Below are 20,222 nucleotides of genomic sequence, written 5' to 3'. Positions count from 1 at the left end.
ATCGCACCCGTGCTTTCGCAGGACCATGCTCGGCGATACCTGCCGTGGGGCTTGTTCTTCCCATCAGGCCGGGCGGCCGAGGTCAGACGTGACGACACCCGATTTGCACAGCCAGGCGGACACCCCGCGCACGGACATTCGATCGACAGAGGAGCCGCAGCGCCCCCTTCGCCTGAGCGCCATCGTCCCGAACTACAATCACGGCGCGGTCATCGGGGAGGCGATACGCGCGCTTGCCGCCCAGACGCCGGCGCCCGACGAGATCGTGGTCGTCGACGACGCTTCGCGCGATGACAGCCTTGCCGTGCTGGCGAAGCTCGCCGCCAAGTATCCGACCCTGCGGATCGTCGCGCTGGACACGAATGGCGGCGCCATCGCGGCGCTCAATCGTGGACTGATCGAGGCACGAGGCGACTATGTCTATTTCGGCGCGGCCGACGACGTGACGCGGCCCGGCCTGTTTTCCGCCATGCTCGGCATCCTGGCCTCCCATCCACAGGCGGCCTTCGCGTGCTGCGAGGGCGCCGTGCAGGACCTCGACACCGGCACAGTCGGCTATCGGCCACCTGTGCGGCCCGCCTATTCGGCGTGCTTCCTCAGTCCCGCCAAGGTCGCCGAGAGCTTCCGCCGGATCGACAACTGGATCCTGACCGGGACTGCGGTCATGCGCCGCGATCTGATGACCGCGAATGGCGGGTTCGATGCCACGTTTGGCGCCTTCGCCGATGCCTATGCGATGCGCCGCCTTGCTCTGCTGCATGGCTGCTGTTTTGTGCCGCATCTCGGCATGATCTGGCGGATCAGTTCGCAGGGTCTCTCCCGCCAGCAGGCGGGCGATCCTGCAGCCAGCCTCGCCATGCTGGCGACGGCGCTGAAGCGTATGAGCGCCGATCCCGCCTTCCCAGCATGGTATCCGGCCGTGTTCGCGCGTCGGTGGCGCTTCGGCGTCGGGCGGATCGCGGCGGAATCGGAGCCGATGAACGCGGCGATCCTGACACAGGTGAGCGCCCGTGGGCCGCTCGGCCGTGCCGTGCTGGGCAGCGCGGCCAGGTTCGGCGGCCGCATCGGCCGCCTGATCGCGCTGAGCTGGCTGACGCTGCGCGAGCGGCCGACCTCCTTCATCGGGCTCGCCGCCACCAAGCTCAGCCGCCTGGCCTTCCCGTCATGGCGAGGAGCAGGCCTGGAAGACGGCCCGGCCTGAGCCTAGGCCGACCACCTCACCGCTCGGCAGACGCAGCCCAGATGTTCACGCCGCCTTCGCCCGCGTGCTGGTCGATCAGCACCAGTTCCTCGGCGCTGAAGTCGGGCCGCTTCAGGGCTGCGACGCAGTCCTCGACCTGTTCGGCGCGGCTCGCGCCGATCAGTGCCGAGGTGACGCGGCCGCCGCGCAATACCCAGGCGATCGCCATCTGGGCGAGGCTCTGGCCGCGGCCGGCTGCGATCTCGTTGAGCGCAGTGATGCGCCGTAGATTGTCGTCGCTGAGGAAGCCCTCGCGGAACGACGGCGCCTTCCTGGCCGCGCGGCTGCCTTCTGGCACGCCGCCGAGATATTTCGAGGTCAGCATGCCCTGGGCCAGCGGCGAGAACACGATCGAGCCGATGCCCTCCTGGTCGAGGGTGTCGAGCAAGCCGTCCTCCTCGATCCAGCGGTTGATCATCGAATAGCTCGGCTGGTGGATCAGGCAGGGTGTGCCGAGGCTGCGCAGGATCGCAGCCGCCTCGCGGGTGCGCCGCGAGTTGTATGAGGACAGACCGACATAGAGCGCCTTGCCCTGGCGCACGGCGGTGTCGAGCGCGCCCATCGTTTCCTCGAGCGGCGTCTCGGGGTCAAAGCGATGCGAATAGAAGATGTCGACATAGTCGAGCTTCATCCGCTTCAGGCTCTGGTCGAGACTTGAGAGCAGATATTTGCGGCTGCCCCATTCGCCATAGGGGCCAGGCCACATCCGGTAGCCGGCCTTGGTCGAGATCACCATTTCGTCGCGATGGGCGGCGAAATCCTGGCGCAGGATCGTCCCGAAGGCGGTCTCGGCGGAGCCTGGCGGCGGCCCGTAATTATTGGCGAGATCGAAATGGGTGATGCCGAGATCGAAGGCGGTCCGGCAGATCCGGCGGCCGGTATCGGGCGCCGTCGTCTCGCCGAAATTGTGCCAGAGGCCGAGCGAGAGGGCCGGGAGCTTCAGGCCGCTGCGCCCGCAGCGGTTATAGGTCATCGTGTCATATCTGGTTTCGCTGGCCATCGGCTCGCCTCGCTCCCTCGCATCATTGTTCTCAGGTGATGTTAGCCCGACGCCACGCCGCCCGCAGCAGCCATGGTGTGAGGCCGCCTTTCGCGAATCGAGCTTGTGCGCCTGCCTCAATCATGCTGACCACGCCCGGCCGGCGCCCGACGCTGGAACCCGCCGTTCGTCGCGCATCAGACCGGAGCCTTGCCATGTATCCCAGCGGTGTTCGCGGCGTCGGCATCACAGCCGGACAACCGGCCAGCGATCTCTCCGACCTGCCGGCGCTGCTCGACCGGGTCGAGCGCCTTGGCGTCGACTCGGCGGAACTGCCGACCTGCGCGATGGACCTCGTCGTCGGCGGGCGCATCCGCCGGCCGCATCTGGACCTGCTGAAGCGCGCCTGCGCCGGCCGGCCCTTCGGCTACAGCGTGCATGGCCCGCTGGTCATCAACTTCTTCGACGAACCGGCCCGGCTGCCGCGCCATTTCGATGTGCTGAAGGCGTCGCTGGAGGTCGCCGGCGAGGTCGGCGCGATGCATTACGTCATGCATTCCGGCGTGATGCCGGTGCAGCCGGCAGAGGTGATCGAAGCGACCTATGCCCGCCAGCGCGAATGGCTGTCGAAGGCAGGCGACGTGGCGCGCGACTGCGGCGTGCTGCTCTGCGTCGAGACCATGTTCGGCGATCACCACGGCAAGATGCATGCCTCGCTGCCATCGCGGCTGGCCCGCGAAATCGAAGCCATCGGGCATTCCCATGTCTGGGCGACGCTGGACTTCAGCCATGCCTTCCTCAGGCTCGGCTATGTCGGCGGCGACTACCTCGCCGAGGTCGCGACACTGGCGCCCTTCGCCAAGCATCTGCACATGCATGATTCATTCGGACTTGCCGATGCGATCGAGACCGTCTTTCCGAGCGAAAAGTTCGCTTTCGGCCACGGCGATCTGCATCTGCCCGTCGGATGGGGCGCGATTCCGTGGGCGGCGCTGATGGAACGCTGCAACTTCCCCGAAGGAGTGCTGTTCAACATCGAACTCAATCCCCGGCTCTGGTACGCGGTGGACGAGTGCTTGACCGCGACGCGGGCACTTGCTGCCAAGGCGCGCATTGGAGCGTGAGGCTTTGACTGTGATCCAGGCGCCGCAGCGCCTCAAGGCAACGCAAGTATTAAATTGGAGCCAGCCGCGCCGGCAACGGTATGGCGCGCGGCGTGCAATTTGTCTGTGGCTTGCGAAACGCTCATCTGCTGGAGGATTCGATCCAAGCCTGTGCGGTCAGGCGTAACAATCAGGCAATTGCCCTGAGCGTCCTTCAGACACCACCCGTTGTCATGCCGCTCGACTGTAATATTTTTGGACATATGGAAATTTCCTTCAGCTTATGAAGGCTCAACCCAACTCAGACGTGCATGTTCCCTTTCATGAACGTCAATCGTGTTTCGGCGTCACGGTGCCTATGTCGCGACGCCCAGTTTTCGCAGCTCCAGGCGCAGGTCGATCGGTTCGACGAAATGCACGCCCTTCATGCCCACAGCGCGTGCGGTCTCGATGTTCTTCGCGCTGTCGTCGATGAAGATGCAGTCGCCCGCCACGAGCCCGTAGCGCTGAAACAAGATCTGGTAGATCGCCGGATCGGGCTTGATGACGCGCTCATGAGCCGAAACGACAACGCCGTCGAAGCTCTGCAGGAAGGGAAAGCGGATCAGGCACTCGGCCCATTTCTCGCGCGAGAAATTGGTGATGGCATAGACCTTTTCGCCCCGCGCCTTCAGCTCTTCCAGCACCGCGACGCTATCCTCGATGGTGCCCGGCACCGCCTCATGCCAGCGCTCGTCATAGGCCCTGATCTGGCTCTCCCATTCGGGATGGCTGGCGACGAGCAGGGCGACCGCCTCCGCCCAGCTCCGGCCGCGATCCTGCTCGATGTTCCAGGCTGCCGTGCAGACATTCTGCATGAACCAGGCGCGCTTCTCGTCATCGGGAATCATCTCGCGATAGACCAGCAGCGGGTCCCAGCGGATCAGGACATTGCCGACATCGAAGACTACGGTTGGCGTCGTGGCAGGCATGGCTCGTTTCCGTCGGATGAGAGGTAGCAGCACCGGCAAGCGTTCACGCCCTTGTGTGCGCTTGCGCGAGACAGATGCGCGAACTCTCGCGTATCCGATGGGGAGAATGCAACGAGGAGAATGGCATGAGCCCAGTGTGGATCAGCTCATGGCTGCCATGGACGGACCGGCAGGGGCGTCTCTCGGGCCTGCGCGCCACGGCGTTCGCGCTGGTGCTCGTGCCCGCGTTGCTTCTGGCGATCGACGCTTGGATGGGCCAGCTCGGCTCGAAACCCTGGACGCAAGCGGTCCACGACACCGGCACCTGGGCCGTGCGGCTGCTGCTGGTTACGCTCGCCGTCTCGCCCCTGCGGCGCATCCTCGACTGGAGCAAGCTGATCGGCGTCCGCCGGATGCTCGGGCTCTCCGTGCTCGCCTATGCGCTCGGCCATCTGACGCTCTACTGCATCGATCTCGCCTTCGACTGGGGGCTGATCCTCTCCGAGATCGTCAAGCGCTTCTACCTGCTCGTCGGCATCACCGCCCTGACCGGGCTGGTCGCACTGGGGGTGACTTCGACCGACGGCATGATCCGGCGGATGGGCGCAAAGAACTGGCAGCGCCTGCATAATCTCATCTATGTCATCACGATGCTCGGCCTGCTGCATTTCGCCCTGCAATCGAAGATCGATGTCACCCAGCCCGTGCTGATGACCGGGCTGTTCGCGCTGCTGATGGTCTATCGCGGGCTCGACAAGCTGAAGATCGCCACGACGCCACCCGTCCTGATCGCGGCGGCACTGGCGACGGGGCTTGCGACCGCGCTCTGCGAGACGGCCTGGTACGCGTTTGCGACCGGCGCCTCGGCTTGGCTGGTGTTCCAGGCCAATGCCGACATCGTGATCTACCAGGACATCGCCTCGCTGCGGCCCGGACATTGGGTGGCGCTCGCGGGACTTGCGGTCGCGCTCGGCCATGCGTTTCGCCGGCCCAAGGCAAGGCCGGCCCGCAGGATGCAGGCGAGCGAGCCGGCGCGCGCTGCCCCTTGAAAGCTTTGCGCGGCCCATGCAGCAATCGCGGTTGGCAGGCCTGTCCGCAGGCTCTAACCCTATGGCATGCCTGACGATCCGAATGCCCAGCCGATAGCCGACATCGCGGAAGCCGAACTCGCTTCCGAGGGGGTAGCGCCGGAATCGGGGCGAAATTCCCCGTTCCTGCCACTGCGCCAGCCGATCTTTCGCGCTGTGTGGTTCGCCAGTCTCGCTTCCAATTTCGGCGGCCTCGTCCAGATGGTCGGCGCGTCGTGGATGATGACCTCGATCGCCGATTCGCCGGACATGGTCGCGCTCGTCCAGGCCTCGACGACGCTGCCGGTGATGATGTTCTCGCTGGCGGCGGGCGCGATCTCCGACAATTACGACCGGCGGCGCATCATGCTGACGGCGCAGGGCTTCATGCTGGCCGTGTCGATCCTGTTCGCACTGTCGGCCTGGCTCAATGTGATGACGCCCTGGCTGCTGCTCGGCTTCACCTTCCTGATCGGCTGCGGCACCGCGCTCAACAACCCCGCCTGGCAATCCTCCGTCGGCGACATGGTGCCGCGACGCGATGTGCCGGCGGCGGTGACGCTGAACAGCGTCGCCTTCAACATCGCCCGCAGCGTCGGCCCGGCGATCGGCGGCGCGATCGTTGCGGCGGCCGGCGCGGTCGCCGCCTTCGTCATCAACGCCTTCAGCTATATCGCGCTGATCACCGTGCTGGTGCGCTGGCAGCCGCCGCGCATCGAGCGCCTGCTGCCGCGCGAGACGCTGCTGATCGCGATGAGCGCCGGCGTGCGCTATGTCGCGATGTCGCCCAATATCCGCAGCGTCATCCTGCGCTCCTTCGCCTTCGGCTTCGGCGGCATCGTCGCGCTCGCGCTCCTGCCACTGATCGCGCGCGATCTCGTCAAGGGCGGGCCGCTCGTCTTCGGCGTGCTGCTGGGCGCATTCGGGGCGGGCGCGGTCGTTGGCGCCTTCATGAGTGCCCGCCTGCGCCGGATGCTGACGACCGAGGCGCTGGTGCGCTCGACCTTCGCGGCCTACGCGACTGCGGCCGCGATCATCGGCGTCAGCACGACGATGTGGCTGACCATGCCGGCGCTGGCCGTTGGCGGTGCCTGCTGGGTGCTGACGCTATCGACCTTCAACGCGACGGTTCAGCTCTCCGCGCCGCGATGGGTCGTGGGCCGGGCGCTGGCGATCTACCAGATGGCCGCCTTCGGCGGGATGGCATCGGGAAGCTGGGCCTGGGGGCAGGCGACGCTGCATTGGGGCCCCGAGCAGGCGCTGCTGATCTCGGCCTTCGCTTTGCTTGCGGGCGCCGCGCTCGGACTGCGCTACGAATTGCCGCCGCTGGAGGCGCTCAATCTCGATCCGCTCAGCCGCTGGCGCGAGCCCAAGGTCGCTGTCGACATTGAGCCGCGCAGCGGGCCGGTGATCGTCACGATCGAATGGCTGATCCGCGAGGAGGACGTCGTCGAATTCCTCAAGGCGATGGCCGAGCGCCGCCGCATCCGCCGCCGCGACGGCGCGCGGCACTGGACGCTGCTGCGCGACCTGACAGACGCCGAGCTCTGGGTCGAGCGCTATGACAGCCCGACCTGGGTCGAATATGTCCGGCAGGCGCAGCGGGTGACGCTGGCCGACGCCGATATCAGCGATCGGGTCAGGGCGCTGCACAAGGGCCCCAACCCGCCCGTCGTGCACCGGATGATCGAACGCGAGACCGCGACCCTGCCGCGCGGCCTGCCGATGCAGCATCAACACCCGCCGGAGCCGACGGGCCATAACGGCTGATTAAGGACCTTGCTAAGGCGGCTGCAGGCCCTCCGGCAGGCGATCGGGGCTGTAGGTGCCCGGCGTGGTCCAGATCGCAAGCTTGATGAAACCCGCGGCCAAGGCCCCTCCCGCGACGAGCGGCCAGATCGATTCAGCGATAGGCACGCGCCCGGTCAGGGTGAGCAGCAACACGAACGCGAAAGGTGCCGCGATCACCGCGGCGCCGACGCTCAGCACGATGTGCCTGGCCCGGGAGACGCCGCTGCGAAACGCAATGCGGGCGCGGTCCTGCGGCCCGAGGCGGCGATGCAGTTCCACGAGGAAGGCAACGAAGCTTCGGCTTCGTTGCGGCGACATGCCACCGTCGAGTGTGGAGGAATGGACGACCAACGGCCAGCCTCGCGTGAAATGGAGCTCGACCAGCGCGGCGAGGTGCGGCTCGGGCAAGGTCATCTGAATCTGGATCAGCTTCAAACCGGCATAGGGGCGCAAGCCCGAGCGGCCATCGAGCTGATAGTCGATACCGTCCTCGGTCAGAACGAGGGTCGACTCGGTTCGCTTGGCGAACCGGCCCGCGCGTCCGATGCAGAGATCGAAGCGCGCCTCGTCTCTCGGTGGCGGCACCGGTTCCATGCCGATGAATGTGCCGAAATCGTTCTCTTGCCGCAAGGGCAGCCGGCCGCGACCTAGCCCACGATCCAGAGCCCTGCCAGCCCGAAGAGCCCGACCACGATCCGCCACCAAGCGAAGACGGCGAAGCCGCGCTTCGAGACGAAGTCGAGGAAGCTGCGAACCACGATCAGCGCCGAGACGAAGGCGGCGACGAAGCCGATGGCGACCAGCGTCACGTCGTCGAAGGTCAGCGTCTTGTAGCTCTTGAGCAGGTCGTAGGCGAAGGCGCCGGCCATGGTCGGCATGGCCAGGAAGAAGGAGAACTCCGCCGCCGCGCGCTTGCTCGATCCCAGCAGCATGGCGCCGACGATGGTCGAGCCGGAGCGCGACACGCCGGGAATCATCGCCAGGCACTGGATCAGGCCGATCTTGAAATACATCGGCAGCGGGAAGGTCGTGGCGTCCTGATACTTCTCCTCGAGCTCGAGATCATCGACCACGAGCAGGATGAGCCCGCCGGCGATCAGCGCGCAGCAGACGATGAATGGGTTGAACAGCACGCCCTTGATGAAGCCGTGCAGCACCGCCCCGATCAGCGCGGCCGGCAGGAAGGCGACGAGCACGCCGAGGACGAAGCGCCGCGCGGCGGGATCGCTGGGAATCCGCAGGGCGATGTCGAGCAGGCGACGGAAATAGACCAGCGTGATCGCCAGGATCGCGCCGAGCTGGACGAGAACCTCGAAGGACTTCCCGTTGGACTCAAAGCCGAGGAAATGCCCGAGAAGCAGCAGATGCCCGGTCGAGGACACCGGCAGGAATTCGGTCAGGCCCTCGACGATGCCGAGGACCAGCGCTTCGATCATATTTTCCATGTGAGGCTGTCCTCGTGCGACTTAGGGTCTGCGTCGGCGCGGCATCCGTAAACCGCAGCTCTCGATATGCCCAGCCCTTTGCAAATTGGTTACCAAACCTCAAACCGAACCGCGGCGAATCGCGCATTCGCCGTCCCGACGGGTTGTGAGGCCGTCCGGGCGGGATTATAGCGTGCGCCCGGCGCATATCGGGATGCGTTTCATCCTGTGGCCCCGCTTCGGCCGCACCTGCCTGCTTCAAGAGTGCCATGGCGACCCTTCATCATTACCCGCTATGCCCGCATTCGCGCTTCATCCGTCTCGTGCTCGGCGAATTCGGCCTCGAGGCCGCGCTGATCGAGGAGCGCGTCTGGGAACGTCGGCGCGAGTTCCTTGAACTCAACCCGGCCGGCACGACCCCGGTGTTTCGCGAGGAGAACGGACTTGCCGTTCCCGGCGCTGGCCCGATCGCGGAGTATCTCGACGAGACGCGTGGGCTGGCCCTGGGCGAACGCCGTCTGCTGCCGGAGGGGCCGGGCGAGCGCGTCGAGGTCCGCCGCCTGCTCGACTGGTTTTCGCTGAAGTTCAACGAGGAGATCACCGGCCCGCTGGTGCTGGAGAAGGTGATGAAGCGCTTCATGGCGCGCGACGATGGCGGCGGCCCGCCCGAGATGAGCGCGATCCGCGCCGCGCGCGCCAATGTGCGCTATCATCTGCGCTACATCGCCTGGCTAACGGCCAAGCGGAACTGGCTGGCTGGCCCGGAACTGAGCTATGCCGATCTCGCCGCGGCGGCGCATCTCTCCTGCGTCGACTATCTCGGCGACGTGCCCTGGGAAGAGGACGAGGCGGCCCGCGCATGGTATGCGAGGATCAAGTCGAGGCCGAGCTTCCGGCCGCTGCTGAACGACCGGATGCCGGGCATGGCGCCGAGCGCCCATTACGACAACCTGGATTTTTGAAGGCCGAGCGCCTGAAACGCGCCGTCGTCGCGCGCGCTGTTGCGGAGGGTTTCTCCGTCGCACGTACCGCCTCTGTCGATGCCATTCCCGAGGCGCCGGCCCGGCTCGCCGCCTGGCTCGCCGAGGGTCACCATGGCGACATGGGCTGGATGGAGGAGCGCACCGACCAGCGCGCCGACCCGCGAAAGCTCTGGAGCGAAGCCAAGTCGGTCGTCATGCTCGGCATGAGCTATGCGCCCGACAGCGACCCGCTCGCCATCCTCGCGCAGACCGACAAGGCCGCAATCTCGCTCTATGCCCGCCGGCGCGACTATCACGACGTCATCAAGGGCAAGCTCAAGAGCGTGGCCGGGCTCCTCGCCGCGCAAGGAGGCGTTGACGTCAAGGTCTTCGTCGATACAGCCCCGGTGATGGAGAAGCCGCTGGCGCAGGCGGCGGGCCTGGGCTGGCAGGGCAAGCATACGGTCCTGGTCTCGCGCGAGCATGGCTCCTGGCTGTTCCTCGGCGCGATCTACACGACCGCCGAACTGCCACCCGACGCCCCCGAAACCGACCATTGCGGCTCCTGCACCCGCTGTCTCGATATCTGCCCGACCGACGCCTTTCCGGCGCCCTACCAGCTCGATTCGCGCCGCTGCATCGCCTATCTCACCATCGAGCACCCCGGCCATATTGATGAGAGCCTGCGCGCCGGCATCGGCAACCGCGTCTTCGGCTGCGACGACTGCCTCGCCGTCTGCCCCTGGAACAAGTTTGCGGAGGCCGCGCAGGAAACCCGCCTGGCGCTGCGCGACGGGCTCGACGCGCTGCCCCTGGCCGATCTCGCCCGGCTCGACGACGCGGCGTTCCGGGCGCTGTTTTCCGGCACGCCGGTCAAGCGCACCGGCCGCGACCGCTTCATCCGCAATGTGCTGATCGCGATCGGCAACAGCGGCCAGCAGGAACTCGCCGAGAGCGCCGCTGCGCTTGTCGCTGACCCCTCGCCGCTGGTGCGCGCCATGGCCGCCTGGGCCCTGATCAGGCTCGCCCCCGCGCGGGCCCTGGTGCTTGCGCCCGCCGCGCTCGCCGCAGAGAACGACGCCGATGTCCGCCGCGAATGGCGGGCGTTCGCGGCCGAACCGGAAAACGCCTCATGAAGCTCCTGATCCTCGGCCTCGGTTATTCGGCCGGCTTCTTCGCGGGCGCCGCCCTGGCGCGGGGATGGGAGGTCACCGGCACGGTGCGCTCGGCCGACAAGGCGGCGCGGCTGAGCCGCGAAGGCATCCGCACGCTGGTTTTCGACGGCTTTGCGGTGTCGTCCTTTCTCGCCAAGGCCCTCGCGGAGGCGGAAGCCGTGCTGGTCTCGGTGCAGCCGGGCGAGTCGGGCGACCCCGTTCTCGATTGCCTGAGCAAGGAGTTGGCGGCTGCTCCAGACCTGCGCTGGATCGGCTATCTCTCGACCATCGGAATCTACGGCGACCATGGCGGAGCCTGGATCGATGAGAGTACCGCGCCGCGACCGAGCTTTCGCTCGCAATTGCGGCTCGGCATCGAGCGCGACTGGCTGGCGCTGGGCGAGCGCAGCGGCAAGGCGGTGCAGATTTTCCGGCTGTCGGGGATCTACGGGCCGGGCCGCAACCCGATCGTCAAGCTGCGACAGGGCAAGGCGACGCGGCTGATCAAGCCGGGGCAGGTCTTCAACCGCATCCATGTCGACGATATCGCCGGCGTCCTGATGGCCTCGCTCGATCATCCGCGCCAGGGGGCGATCTACAACGTCACTGATGACGAGCCGGCCCCGCCGCAGGATGTGGTGAGCTTCGCCGCGAGCCTGACCGGGCTGGAGCCTCCGCCGGAAATTCCCTTCGAGCCGGCAAAGCTTTCGCCGATGGCTGCCAGCTTCTATGGCGAGAACAAGCGTGTCTCGAACGCGCTGGTGAAACGCGAGCTCGGCTACAGCTTCCGCTATCCGAGCTATCGCGAGGCGCTGCCCGCGCTGGTGGCGAACGGGGACTGAGGCTGCCGGCGGCGCTCAGGCCGCGTAGCGCTGACCCTCGTCGCCGTAATAGGCGACATAGCGCTGGTCGATCGCCGCCACGGGCAGGATCACCAGCACATCGGTGGTGCCAAACTGACGATCGACGACGGCGCCGGTGCCAAAACGAGCGCCGAGGCGCAGATAGCCCTTGATCAGCGGCGGCATCTGCTTCAGCGCGAGCTTGGCGTCGACCATCTCCGCCGGCAGACGATCCATCGGGACATGGCGTTCCTCGCGGGCCGCAGCGCTCCATTCGCCAGCGGAATTGGCATGGTGGTGCAGGAAGCTCAGCGGCAAGGCGAGCGCGTCGGGGTCGGTGCCGTCGAAGCTGGCGCAACCGAACATCGCGTCGATGCGGTGGTGGCGGATATAGGCCCAGATGCCGTGCCAGAGCAGTTCGACCGTCTTCTTGGTGCGATAGGGCTTGAGCACGCAGGAGCGACCGAGCTCGAGGAAGCGCTCGCCGGGGTGGGCGGCGATCATCGGCGCGAGATCGAACTCGCCTTGCGTGTAGAAGCCGCCGAGCCTTGCCGCCGCGCTCTGGCGCATCAACCTGTAGGTTCCGACGATCTTCGGCTTGACGCCGCCGAAACGGCCGCGCGCGGCATGGTCGATGACCAGAAGATGGTCGCAAGCGCCGTCGAAACGGTCGGCATCGCGGCGGAACATGCGCGACACCACGTCGGGCTTGGCCGACATCTCCTGATAGAACACGCGATAGCGCAGGCGCTGCGCCCGCCAGATCTCGCTCGGCCCCCGCGCCAAGCGGACCTCCAGCGAGCCGGAGCGGCCAAGCGTGCCCGATAGCGGATCGGCCGCGCCGGACGGACGACCAAAACGGCGGATCGTGTCGCCGGAAATCAGCTTCAACGGAGAGAAGCGCGCGAACAGAATGCTCCCCACCGGCTGATGCCGAGCCGGCTCAGCCGGATATCCGTGGAGGTCTGGTGCCATGGCTCGTCTTGTTCCACCGGCCGCCAATTCTGGCAATCGGGACCATTTGCGCCTGTCATCTGACAGGATCGCGACAGAACTGCGTCGGAGCGGTGACGACCTCTCAGGCCGAAAGCGTCAAAGCCTGCGGGTTCGCGACGCGGTCGAGCCAGCGTTGCAGAGCCGCGCGATCGAGAGGCTTAGCCAGGCAATCATCCATTCCGGCGGCGAGCGCGGCCGCCCGGTCGTCCGCCGCGACATTGGCGCTGACGGCGACGAGCGGCAGCGGCGCCCGGCCGGGACGGTCACGTTCCATCGCCCGGACGGCGCGCGCCACGGCGAGCCCATCGAGTTCCGGCATGCGGATGTCGAGCAGGACGAGATCGAAGGACGTACCCGTTCCATCCAGGCAGGCCGAGACCGCCGCCAGCGCCTCGCGGCCGTCGCGCGCCCAGATCGCGGCGCAGCCAAAGCGCTCCAGGGTCCGGGTCGCGAGCAGGGCATTGATCTCGTTGTCCTCCGCCACCAGCACGGTGAGCCGGGGGCGTGATGGCGAGAGCGGGCGCAAGCCCTGCGTCGCGACGACCGGCGCGACCGGCGCAGGCCGGGACGACAGCCGCTCATAGAGCGAGCGCGCCCGCACGGGCTTGACGAGGAAGCCGGTGAAGCCGGCGTCACGCGGTGAACCGAACTGCCGGCGCTCCAGCGGCGACAGCATGATCAGGCAATCGGCCACGCCTGCGGCACGCGCGGCATCGGCCATGGCGGTGGCCGCCTCGTAACCGATCGACTGATCGATCAGGGCGGCATCGAAAGCTGTCCCATCCCGCAGCAGCGCCAGGCCCTCGCCGGCATCCGCGGCCAGCATGGCGATGCCGCCGGTTGCCGCGATCGTCTCCCGGAGAAAACCGGCGCCGAAGGGGGCGCCCGAGACGATCAGCACGCGCTTGCCCTGCCAGTCCGGCGGGGCAGGGGCGGCGGCATCCGTGGCGACCGGCAGAGGCAAGCGGACACGGAAGAGCGCGCCCTCGCCTGCCCCGGCGTCGTCTGCCCTGCCCTCGACGCCGACGGAGCCGCCCATCAGCACGGCGAGCCGGCGCACGATGGCCAGCCCGAGCCCGGTGCCCTCGTGCCGGCGCGCCGCGGAATCGTCGGCCTGCTCGAACTCCTCGAAGATCGCCTGGCGGCGGTCTTCCGGGATACCCGGCCCGGTATCGGCCACCGCGATCTCGACCATGTCGCCATCGCGGCCGATGCGGATGCCGACGCCGCCCTGATCGGTGAACTTGATCGCGTTGCCGACGAGATTGAGCAGGATTTGCCGGAGTCTGTCGCGGTCCCCGATCAGATGCGTCGGCAGGTCCGGCGCAAGATGGGCGGCGAGCTCGATGCCCTTGGCCTGGGCACGGGGCGCCATCAGCTCCGAGACCGTCTCGACCAGCAAGGCGAGATCGAAACGCTCGCTGGCGAGTTCGAGCTTGCCGGCTTCGACCTTGGCGAAGTCGAGAATGTCATCGACGAGCCCGAGCAGTGCCTCGCCGGAGGTCCTGAGCGCGCGGACATAGGTCGTCTGCTCCGGATCGAGCCCGGTGTCGCCGAGCAGATCGGCCATGCCGAGGATGCCGTTGAGCGGCGTGCGGAATTCATGGCTGACCGTGGCGAGGAAACGTGATTTCGCCTCGTTCGCACTCTCGGCGCGGGCGCGGGCCTCGACCAGTTCCTGTTCGCCGGCGATCCGCGCCGTGATGTCGCGGCCGACGCGCTGCAGCACCGTCCTGCCCAGCGCGACCGGCACCACGGTCTCGACCCAGGAAATCCAGCGCTCGCCATCGGGCGTCGCGAGGCACTCGTCGAAGACGCGGGCCCCACCATCGAGTGCCAGAGCGGGGCGGCAGGCCACCAGTTGCGGTATGGCAACGGCGCCGACGACCTCGGTCTCGTCCAGCCCGAGCAGGGCGGCATAGGCGCCATTGGCGTAGACGATGCGGGCGCCGTCGCGGCGCACGATCAGGTCGCCCTGCGCCTCGATCAGGCTGCGGTAATGCTCCTCGCTGTCGGCCAGCGCCCAGAGGCGATCATTGAGTTTCTCGACATCACCAGCCAGATCCGCCGCCTGCCGGACGATGCGGTCACGCTGCCGCAGCAATGTCAGGGCAGCGACGCCCGCAAACAGCGCGAGCGCCACCACCGCAAGCGCGGGCCAGGGGGATGAGAGAGGATCCATCGCCCCAATCTAGCAGCGGCCCGTTGAAGAAACGTTGGCCGAAGCCGCGATTTTGACGGATCGCATGAGGCAATCCGTTAACCTCACGCCCCTCGACGACTGGAGTGAGGATCAGGCCGCCTGCGCCATCTGGTCGCCTCGCGAGCGATAGGACAGCGCCTCCGCCAGATGGATGCGGCCGACCTTCGCCTCGCCGTCGAGATCGGCCAGCGTGCGCGCCACCTTGAGCACGCGGTGATAGGCGCGCGCGGTCAGGCGCATCGCATCGGCGGCGTCACGCAGCAAGGACAGGCCGGCATTGTCCGGCCGGGCGATGTCATCGAGCACCGTTGCAGGGCAGGCCGCGTTGGTCGTGACATTGGACAGCCCCAAAGCCTCAAAGCGCGCGGTCTGGAGGAGCCGCGCCGCGGCGACGCGGGCGGCGACCTGCGCCGAACCCTCGCTCGCCGCCGGCAGGATCAGATCAGCCGCAGTGACGGCTGGAACATCGATCGTAATATCGATGCGGTCGAGCATCGGGCCCGAGATGCGGCCCTGGTATTGTGCCATGCAACGCTCGTTCTGCTGGCGCCGGCAGGCGAAGCCGGGCTCGGTCGCCTTGCCACAGCGGCAAGGGTTCATCGCGGCGACGAGCTGGAAACGGGCCGGGTAGACGGCGCGGTGATTGGCCCGCGAGATCAGCACGTCCCCGGTCTCCATCGGCTGGCGCAGCGCATCGAGCGCCTGGGCCTGGAACTCGGGCAATTCGTCGAGGAAGAGCACGCCGTGATGCGCCAGCGAGACCTCGCCGGGCCTGGCTTGCAGACCGCCGCCGACCAGCGCCGCCATCGAGGCCGAGTGATGCGGCGCGCGAAAAGGCCGCCGGTCGGTCAGCGCGCCGTCGGCAAGGTGGCCGGCGACGGACAGCACCATCGAGACCTCGAGCAACTCGCGTGGGTTGAGCGGTGGCAGGATCGAGGGCAAGCGGCTTGCCAGCATCGACTTGCCCGCGCCCGGCGGACCGTTCATCAGGAGGTTGTGGCCTCCGGCAGCGGCGATCTCGAGCACGCGCCTGGCGCTTTCCTGGCCCTTGATGTCGGCGAGATCGGGCAGCGGGCCCGATTGCCGCGCCACCGCCGGTTCCGGCCGGGCCATCACCTGCGTGCCCTTGAAGTGGTTGGCGAGCTGGATCAGCGAACGCGGCGCGAGAATGTCGATATCGGCCGCAGCCCAGGCGGCCTCCGAGCCCGATGCATGCGGGCAGATCAGCCCCTGGCCCCGGCCATAGGCCGCGATCGCCGCCGGCAGCACGCCGGCCACCGCCGTGATCGAACCGTCGAGCGCAAGCTCGCCCAGCACGGTATAGCCCGCCAGCGCGTCGGCGGGGATCGCGCCGATCGCGGCCATCACGGCCAGCGCGATCGGCAGGTCGTAATGACTGCCCTCCTTGGGGAGATCGGCCGGAGCGAGGTTGACGGTGATGCGCTTGGCCGGCAGCGCGAGGCCGGACGCGATCAGCGCGGCGCGCACGCGTTCCTTGCTTTCGCCCACGGCCTTGTCGGGCAATCCCACCAGGATGAAGGCAACGCCTCCGGGCGTGACCTGGACCTGAACGTCGACGGCGCGCGCCTCGATCCCCTCGAACGCCACCGTCGCGACCCGCGTCACCATCAGCACCACCCCATTCCCCAAGGAGAGGCTAGCTGACCGCGCGCAACCGCGCAAGAACATATCGGGAACTTATTCGACCATACCGTCACGCATGAGCTGGTCGGTTACCGCCTCGTGACGATGCCGATCTTGGGCTCGGGCGGCGTGCCGAGTTTCAGCAGCAGGAAGCCGAGCAGGAAGGCGATCAGCGCGGCGGGCGCCAGCAGCAGATTGACCATGACCGGGTCCCACAGCAGCGGATGGATGCTGCGTTCGATCAGGGGCTGGAGCGCGTTGATGCGCTCGCCGAGCAGCATCGACAGCGCCAGTCCCGTTTGCGTGTATTGCAGCGAGGAATTGGCGATCGAGCGTGCGCCATCGATGACGAGAGAGACGAATCCGGCCGCGACGATGAGATAGCCGAGAAGCCGCAGCAGGAACCGCACCATCCGTTCGTCCTCATCGATCCCTGCAGCCGGCGCGCCTGTCACCTGCCGAGCAGCCGCGCCTGAAGGACGGCATGCCATGACGACCGCAGTCTTGGTTGATTGCTTGCTTCGTCGATTGCCGGCCTTCGTGCCCGATGTGCCCGTTCGGCTGCGGCTTTGCAACCGCCGCGGGCGCCGTTTTCGCGGCATCTGCCGACCGGCACCAGAACGCTCTTGAAAGAAGCCGGCTCGACGGTCATAAGCAGCGCGCCGGACAGGTGGCCGAGTGGTTGAAGGCGCACGCCTGGAAAGTGTGTATACGGGAAACCGTATCGAGGGTTCGAATCCCTCCCTGTCCGCCAGCTAGTTCTCAACCTCCCACATTTGCAGCGCAGTGCGGCGAAATCGGCGGAGTTTCCGGGCGTTAGCGCTTGGGCCGATATCTCTCGTCGAGCCAAAACTCAGAAGACTTGGCGCCTTCCAAGAGCCATTCTCGGCGCCGGAGCCTTCCACTACGGTTGCGAGCGAGAACCGAAGTGGTCGGCAGCTGCCGTCGTTCATGTCTCAAGTTGGCCCTAAGCCGACACTCGTAACGTCCGGTTTGCGTGCTGATAATCCTGCAAGCTCCGACCTCTCGCGTGAACTATCCGGGGAGGAACGCCACCTGGCCATTCGCATCGCGCAACATCTCAATGCGGACGCCATAGAGGCACTCCAGCCGTTCCGGGGTGAGCAGGTCATCTGCGCGCCCGCTCGCCAGCGCCTCTCCGTCGCGGATCATCATGACGCGGTCGGCATGGCGCAGGGCCTGGTTGGGGTCGTGGGTCGTGAAGAGCACGCCGAGGCCTTCGGCAGCTAGCCGGCGGATTTCGCTCATCACCCGGCCCTGATTGCCGAAGTCGAGGCTCGCGGTCGGCTCGTCCAGGACGACATAGGCCGGCTCCTGCGCCAGCGCCCGGGCGATCAGCACCAACTGGCGCTCGCCGCCGGAGATCAGCGTGTAGGGACGCTCGGCAAGTCGGGCGATGCCGAGCCGTTCGAGCATCGCATGGGCTACCTCATGATCGCGGGCGGAGGGGGCGGCGAAAAGCCCGCCATGGGCGCTGCGTCCCATCCGTACGACCGACAGCACCGTGAAGGCGAAGGTGCCGGCATGGGCCTGCGGCACATAGCCGAGCGCGCGGGCGCGCTGCGGCGGCGCGATGGGCACGCCATCCAACGTCAGCGAGCCGCCCTGTGCTGCCAGCAAACCGAGCAGCGTTTTCAGCAGGGTGGTCTTGCCGCTGCCATTGGGACCGAGCAGGGCCAGCACCTCGCCGCGTGCGAGGTCGAGCGCGATGCCGCGGCCGATGACGCGCTCGCGATAGCCATAGGTCAGGTTGGCGGCGGCAAGGCTCACGTCCAGCCTCCGCGCGCCGAGGCCAGCAGCCAGATGAAGAACGGTGTGCCGATCACGGCAGTGAGGATGCCGAGCGGCGTCTCGACCGGGCCGACTGTCCGCGCCAGCGTGTCGATGACGAGCATATAGCCGTCGCCGAGGACGGCGGTTGTCGGCACCAGCTTGCCGAAATCGGGGCCGACGAGGAAGCGCGCGAGATGCGGCACGACGAGCCCAACCCAGCCGATGATGCCGGCCGTCGCGACGCTCGCCGCCGTCACCAATGTCGCGGCGACGACGATGGCGAGGCGTAAAGGTCCGGTGCGCAAGCCGAGCGCGCGGGCTTCCTCCTCCGGCAGGGACATCGCGTTCATGCGCCAGCGCAGCGCGACCAGCACGGCGCAGCCGAGCAAGACGGGTCCGAGCAGCGGCACAAGGTCGGCCTTGGCGGTCCCCGCCAGGCTGCCAAGCAGCCAGAAGGTCATGGCGGGAAGTTGGTTGTAGGGGTCGGCCCAGTATTTCACGAGGCCGATGCCGGCGCCGAGCAGCGAGCCGATGACGACGCCGGTCAGCACCAGCACCAGTACGGGATCGCCGCGCCGGATCGTCGATCCGACCGCATAGACCGCACCGACCGCGATGAGCCCGCCGATGAAGGCCGAGAGCTGGATCGCGAAGAGGCCGAGCGAGAGATAGATGCCGATGACCGCGCCGAGCGCCGCGCCCGATGAGGCGCCGAGGATGTCGGGCGAGACCAGCGGGTTGCGGAACAGGCCCTGGAAGGCCGTACCTGCGACGGCGAGCGCAGCCCCGCAGAGCAGGGCCGCGAGCACGCGCGGCCCGCGGATATTCCAGATCACGATCTCGATCTGCGGCGGCAGGCCGGAGGGCTGGCCGCTCAGGCCGGACCAGAGCAGGCGAGCCAGATCGCCGGGGCCGATCGGGAACCGTCCAAGCCCGAAGGCGAGCAGGATGGCGATGGCGAGCAGCGCGAGCGCGATGGCGTTTCCGCGCAAGGATGAAGGCATGCGTCGCTAGCCCCGCCCCGCAAGGATGCGGTCGAGCTGCGCCTCGCTCGGCCTCACCTGGTAAAACAGCGTATGGAATTCGCGCGCGATTCCGCGAATGCCCTCGGGAAAGGCCTGCGGGTAGAGCAGCTTGGCCAGCCACCAGAGCCCGACCATGCGATTGACCGAAGGCGGGAAATCGACCCACCCGAAGGGCAGCTTCGGCGAGAGATGGACGCGGCCGGTCTTCACGGCCCGGACGTCCGCCCAAAGCGGATCGGCGCGCACGGAAACGGAGAAGGCGAGGTCGATGGTGACGATCACCTCCGGGTTCCAGGCCAGCACCTGTTCGAGCGAGACCTGCGCGAGGCCGCTGCCGGGGTGGTCGGCGACGTTTCGGGCGCAGAGGAAGGACAAGGTCTCGACATTGATCGAGCCACCAAGGCCGGTCTCGAGACCTCGCGGCCCACGGGCATAATAGACCGATGGACGCCTGTCTGGCGGAATGCCGGCAATCCGGCCCTGGATCGTCGCCATCGCGGTCTCGCACCACGTCGCCAGCGTCTCGGCGCGCTCGCTGCGGCCGGTGAGCCGCCCGAGAATGCGGTAGCTTTCGGAGATCGCGCTGAAGCGGCCGTCGAGCAGGGCGTAGGGGATGCCGGTCTGGCCCTGCACGCGCTCGGCCAGCTCGACATAAGTTCCGCCCGTCGAGCCGGCATCGACGATCAAATCGGGCTGGAGTTGGAGCACGGCTTCGAGATTGGCGCTGTTGCCGCGCCCGGTGATGCGGCCGATCTCCGGCTTGTCGCCGATGCCGGGCAGCAGGAATTCGCGCTCCTCTGGCCGGTTGGCGCGAGGCCAGCCGAGCAGCAGATCGGGCGCCAGCGTGTAGAGCTGGATCGCGGCGGGTGGGCCGGCGGGAAAGACGCGCGTAATGGTTGCGGGGATCGACACTTCCCGGCCGGCCCCGTCGCGAACCGTCGCTGAGCGAGCGACTCGCGGTGCGGCAACGAACGCGCCGAGGCCCAAAAGTACGGCGCGGCGGTTATGAGAACGCATCGGGGTTGGCCCTGTTTTGAGGCCGCATGCG

At 67.5% G+C, this 20,222-nt stretch carries 18 protein-coding genes and 1 tRNA gene; 8 read left to right on the top strand and 11 right to left on the bottom strand.

What is annotated here, in order from left to right; translation table 11 throughout:
* Positions 1-88: 88 nt before the first annotated feature.
* The gene (locus AC1DYU_RS14545; protein ID WP_476792241.1) at positions 89-1,201 is read left to right on the top strand and encodes a glycosyltransferase family 2 protein; all 1,113 of its coding nucleotides are present in this window, start codon (positions 89-91) and stop codon (positions 1,199-1,201) included.
* A 16-nt stretch (positions 1,202-1,217) separates the two neighbouring features.
* Here AC1DYU_RS14545 and mgrA read toward each other — a convergent pair whose 3' ends face one another.
* Positions 1,218-2,240: an L-glyceraldehyde 3-phosphate reductase gene (mgrA, locus tag AC1DYU_RS14540; protein WP_476792240.1), complete on the bottom strand. Its 1,023-nt coding sequence runs from the start codon at positions 2,238-2,240 to the stop codon at positions 1,218-1,220.
* A 194-nt stretch (positions 2,241-2,434) separates the two neighbouring features.
* Here mgrA and AC1DYU_RS14535 point away from each other — a divergent pair, with 194 nt between their 5' ends.
* On the top strand, positions 2,435-3,343 hold the full coding sequence (locus AC1DYU_RS14535) for a sugar phosphate isomerase/epimerase family protein (RefSeq protein ID WP_476792239.1): 909 nt from the start codon (positions 2,435-2,437) through the stop codon (positions 3,341-3,343).
* Positions 3,344-3,678: 335 nt separating this feature from the next.
* Here AC1DYU_RS14535 and AC1DYU_RS14530 read toward each other — a convergent pair whose 3' ends face one another.
* A complete protein-coding gene (locus AC1DYU_RS14530) occupies positions 3,679-4,293 on the bottom strand; it encodes an HAD family hydrolase (RefSeq protein WP_476792238.1) in 615 nt (204 codons plus the stop codon).
* A gap of 125 nt (positions 4,294-4,418) precedes the next feature.
* On the opposite strand from AC1DYU_RS14530, the gene AC1DYU_RS14525 reads away from it, so the two are divergent.
* Together AC1DYU_RS14525 and AC1DYU_RS14520 are read left to right on the top strand one after the other, a co-directional pair.
* Positions 4,419-5,321 carry a protein-methionine-sulfoxide reductase heme-binding subunit MsrQ gene (locus AC1DYU_RS14525; protein ID WP_476792237.1) on the top strand — a complete coding sequence of 301 codons (903 nt, stop codon included), beginning with the start codon at positions 4,419-4,421 and terminating at the stop codon, positions 5,319-5,321.
* A gap of 66 nt (positions 5,322-5,387) precedes the next feature.
* Complete coding sequence (locus AC1DYU_RS14520) at positions 5,388-7,109, top strand: MFS transporter (RefSeq protein ID WP_476792236.1); 1,722 nt, start codon at positions 5,388-5,390, stop codon at positions 7,107-7,109.
* 12 nt (positions 7,110-7,121) lie between these two features.
* Here the strand turns inward: AC1DYU_RS14520 and AC1DYU_RS14515 are convergent, their stop codons facing one another.
* Together AC1DYU_RS14515 and AC1DYU_RS14510 are read right to left on the bottom strand one after the other, a co-directional pair.
* A complete protein-coding gene (locus tag AC1DYU_RS14515; protein WP_476792235.1) occupies positions 7,122-7,724 on the bottom strand; it encodes a hypothetical protein in 603 nt (200 codons plus the stop codon).
* Between the two features lie 53 nt (positions 7,725-7,777).
* On the bottom strand, positions 7,778-8,575 hold the full coding sequence (locus AC1DYU_RS14510) for an undecaprenyl-diphosphate phosphatase (protein WP_476792234.1): 798 nt from the start codon (positions 8,573-8,575) through the stop codon (positions 7,778-7,780).
* A 248-nt stretch (positions 8,576-8,823) separates the two neighbouring features.
* Here AC1DYU_RS14510 and AC1DYU_RS14505 point away from each other — a divergent pair, with 248 nt between their 5' ends.
* From AC1DYU_RS14505 to AC1DYU_RS14495, 3 genes are read left to right on the top strand one after another with little or no spacing between them, the layout of a single operon-like run.
* Positions 8,824-9,516: a glutathione S-transferase family protein gene (locus AC1DYU_RS14505; protein ID WP_158484467.1), complete on the top strand. Its 693-nt coding sequence runs from the start codon at positions 8,824-8,826 to the stop codon at positions 9,514-9,516.
* Positions 9,414-10,652: a tRNA epoxyqueuosine(34) reductase QueG gene (queG, locus tag AC1DYU_RS14500; protein WP_476792233.1), complete on the top strand. Its 1,239-nt coding sequence runs from the start codon at positions 9,414-9,416 to the stop codon at positions 10,650-10,652. Before AC1DYU_RS14505 ends, queG begins: the two co-directional genes overlap by 103 nt.
* The gene (locus AC1DYU_RS14495) at positions 10,649-11,512 is read left to right on the top strand and encodes an SDR family oxidoreductase (protein ID WP_476792232.1); all 864 of its coding nucleotides are present in this window, start codon (positions 10,649-10,651) and stop codon (positions 11,510-11,512) included. Before queG ends, AC1DYU_RS14495 begins: the two co-directional genes overlap by 4 nt.
* Positions 11,513-11,527: 15 nt before the next feature.
* On the opposite strand, the gene olsB is transcribed toward AC1DYU_RS14495, so the two are convergent.
* From olsB to AC1DYU_RS14475, 4 genes are all read right to left on the bottom strand, one after another.
* Entirely contained in the window at positions 11,528-12,436 is a 909-nt protein-coding gene (olsB, locus tag AC1DYU_RS14490) for a l-ornithine N(alpha)-acyltransferase (protein ID WP_476792231.1), read from the bottom strand.
* A 154-nt stretch (positions 12,437-12,590) separates the two neighbouring features.
* Positions 12,591-14,690, bottom strand: a complete 2,100-nt coding sequence (locus tag AC1DYU_RS14485; protein ID WP_476792230.1) for an ATP-binding protein — start codon at positions 14,688-14,690, stop codon at positions 12,591-12,593.
* Positions 14,691-14,801: 111 nt separating this feature from the next.
* The gene (locus AC1DYU_RS14480; protein ID WP_476792408.1) at positions 14,802-16,340 is read right to left on the bottom strand and encodes a YifB family Mg chelatase-like AAA ATPase; all 1,539 of its coding nucleotides are present in this window, start codon (positions 16,338-16,340) and stop codon (positions 14,802-14,804) included.
* Between the two features lie 104 nt (positions 16,341-16,444).
* Complete coding sequence (locus tag AC1DYU_RS14475) at positions 16,445-16,768, bottom strand: PetM family of cytochrome b6f complex subunit 7 (protein ID WP_476792229.1); 324 nt, start codon at positions 16,766-16,768, stop codon at positions 16,445-16,447.
* Between the two features lie 251 nt (positions 16,769-17,019).
* On the opposite strand from AC1DYU_RS14475, the gene AC1DYU_RS14470 reads away from it, so the two are divergent.
* Positions 17,020-17,109 (top strand) — tRNA-Ser (locus AC1DYU_RS14470).
* A gap of 281 nt (positions 17,110-17,390) precedes the next feature.
* Here the strand turns inward: AC1DYU_RS14470 and AC1DYU_RS14465 are convergent.
* The 3 genes from AC1DYU_RS14465 to AC1DYU_RS14455 are packed head-to-tail and all read right to left on the bottom strand — an operon-like array spanning position 17,391 to position 20,086.
* On the bottom strand, positions 17,391-18,146 hold the full coding sequence (locus AC1DYU_RS14465) for an ABC transporter ATP-binding protein (RefSeq protein ID WP_476792228.1): 756 nt from the start codon (positions 18,144-18,146) through the stop codon (positions 17,391-17,393).
* On the bottom strand, positions 18,143-19,153 hold the full coding sequence (locus tag AC1DYU_RS14460) for a FecCD family ABC transporter permease (RefSeq protein ID WP_476792227.1): 1,011 nt from the start codon (positions 19,151-19,153) through the stop codon (positions 18,143-18,145). The genes AC1DYU_RS14465 and AC1DYU_RS14460 overlap by 4 nt, the downstream gene beginning before the upstream one ends.
* A 6-nt stretch (positions 19,154-19,159) precedes the next feature.
* Complete coding sequence (locus AC1DYU_RS14455) at positions 19,160-20,086, bottom strand: iron ABC transporter substrate-binding protein (RefSeq protein ID WP_476792226.1); 927 nt, start codon at positions 20,084-20,086, stop codon at positions 19,160-19,162.
* Positions 20,087-20,222: the final 136 nt, after the last annotated feature.

The organism is Allobosea sp. P2_B12 (genome assembly GCF_056404835.1).
Note: the sequence above shows the minus strand (reverse complement) of the source record. Positions and strands in the feature narration are given on the sequence as shown.

Bases quoted from the DNA above. Each gene is read 5' to 3' on its own strand.
- mgrA (WP_476792240.1), bottom strand. From the start codon at position 2,240: ATGGCCAGCGAAACCAGATATGACACGATGACCTATAACCGCTGCGGG.
- AC1DYU_RS14535 (WP_476792239.1), top strand. From the start codon at position 2,435: ATGTATCCCAGCGGTGTTCGCGGCGTCGGCATCACAGCCGGACAACCG.
- AC1DYU_RS14530 (WP_476792238.1), bottom strand. From the start codon at position 4,293: ATGCCTGCCACGACGCCAACCGTAGTCTTCGATGTCGGCAATGTCCTG.
- AC1DYU_RS14525 (WP_476792237.1), top strand. From the start codon at position 4,419: ATGAGCCCAGTGTGGATCAGCTCATGGCTGCCATGGACGGACCGGCAG.
- AC1DYU_RS14520 (WP_476792236.1), top strand. From the start codon at position 5,388: ATGCCTGACGATCCGAATGCCCAGCCGATAGCCGACATCGCGGAAGCC.
- AC1DYU_RS14515 (WP_476792235.1), bottom strand. From the start codon at position 7,724: ATGGAACCGGTGCCGCCACCGAGAGACGAGGCGCGCTTCGATCTCTGC.
- AC1DYU_RS14510 (WP_476792234.1), bottom strand. From the start codon at position 8,575: ATGGAAAATATGATCGAAGCGCTGGTCCTCGGCATCGTCGAGGGCCTG.
- AC1DYU_RS14505 (WP_158484467.1), top strand. From the start codon at position 8,824: ATGGCGACCCTTCATCATTACCCGCTATGCCCGCATTCGCGCTTCATC.
- queG (WP_476792233.1), top strand. From the start codon at position 9,414: ATGGTATGCGAGGATCAAGTCGAGGCCGAGCTTCCGGCCGCTGCTGAA.
- AC1DYU_RS14495 (WP_476792232.1), top strand. From the start codon at position 10,649: ATGAAGCTCCTGATCCTCGGCCTCGGTTATTCGGCCGGCTTCTTCGCG.
- AC1DYU_RS14485 (WP_476792230.1), bottom strand. From the start codon at position 14,690: ATGGATCCTCTCTCATCCCCCTGGCCCGCGCTTGCGGTGGTGGCGCTC.
- AC1DYU_RS14480 (WP_476792408.1), bottom strand. From the start codon at position 16,340: ATGGTGACGCGGGTCGCGACGGTGGCGTTCGAGGGGATCGAGGCGCGC.
- AC1DYU_RS14475 (WP_476792229.1), bottom strand. From the start codon at position 16,768: ATGGTGCGGTTCCTGCTGCGGCTTCTCGGCTATCTCATCGTCGCGGCC.
- AC1DYU_RS14460 (WP_476792227.1), bottom strand. From the start codon at position 19,153: ATGCCTTCATCCTTGCGCGGAAACGCCATCGCGCTCGCGCTGCTCGCC.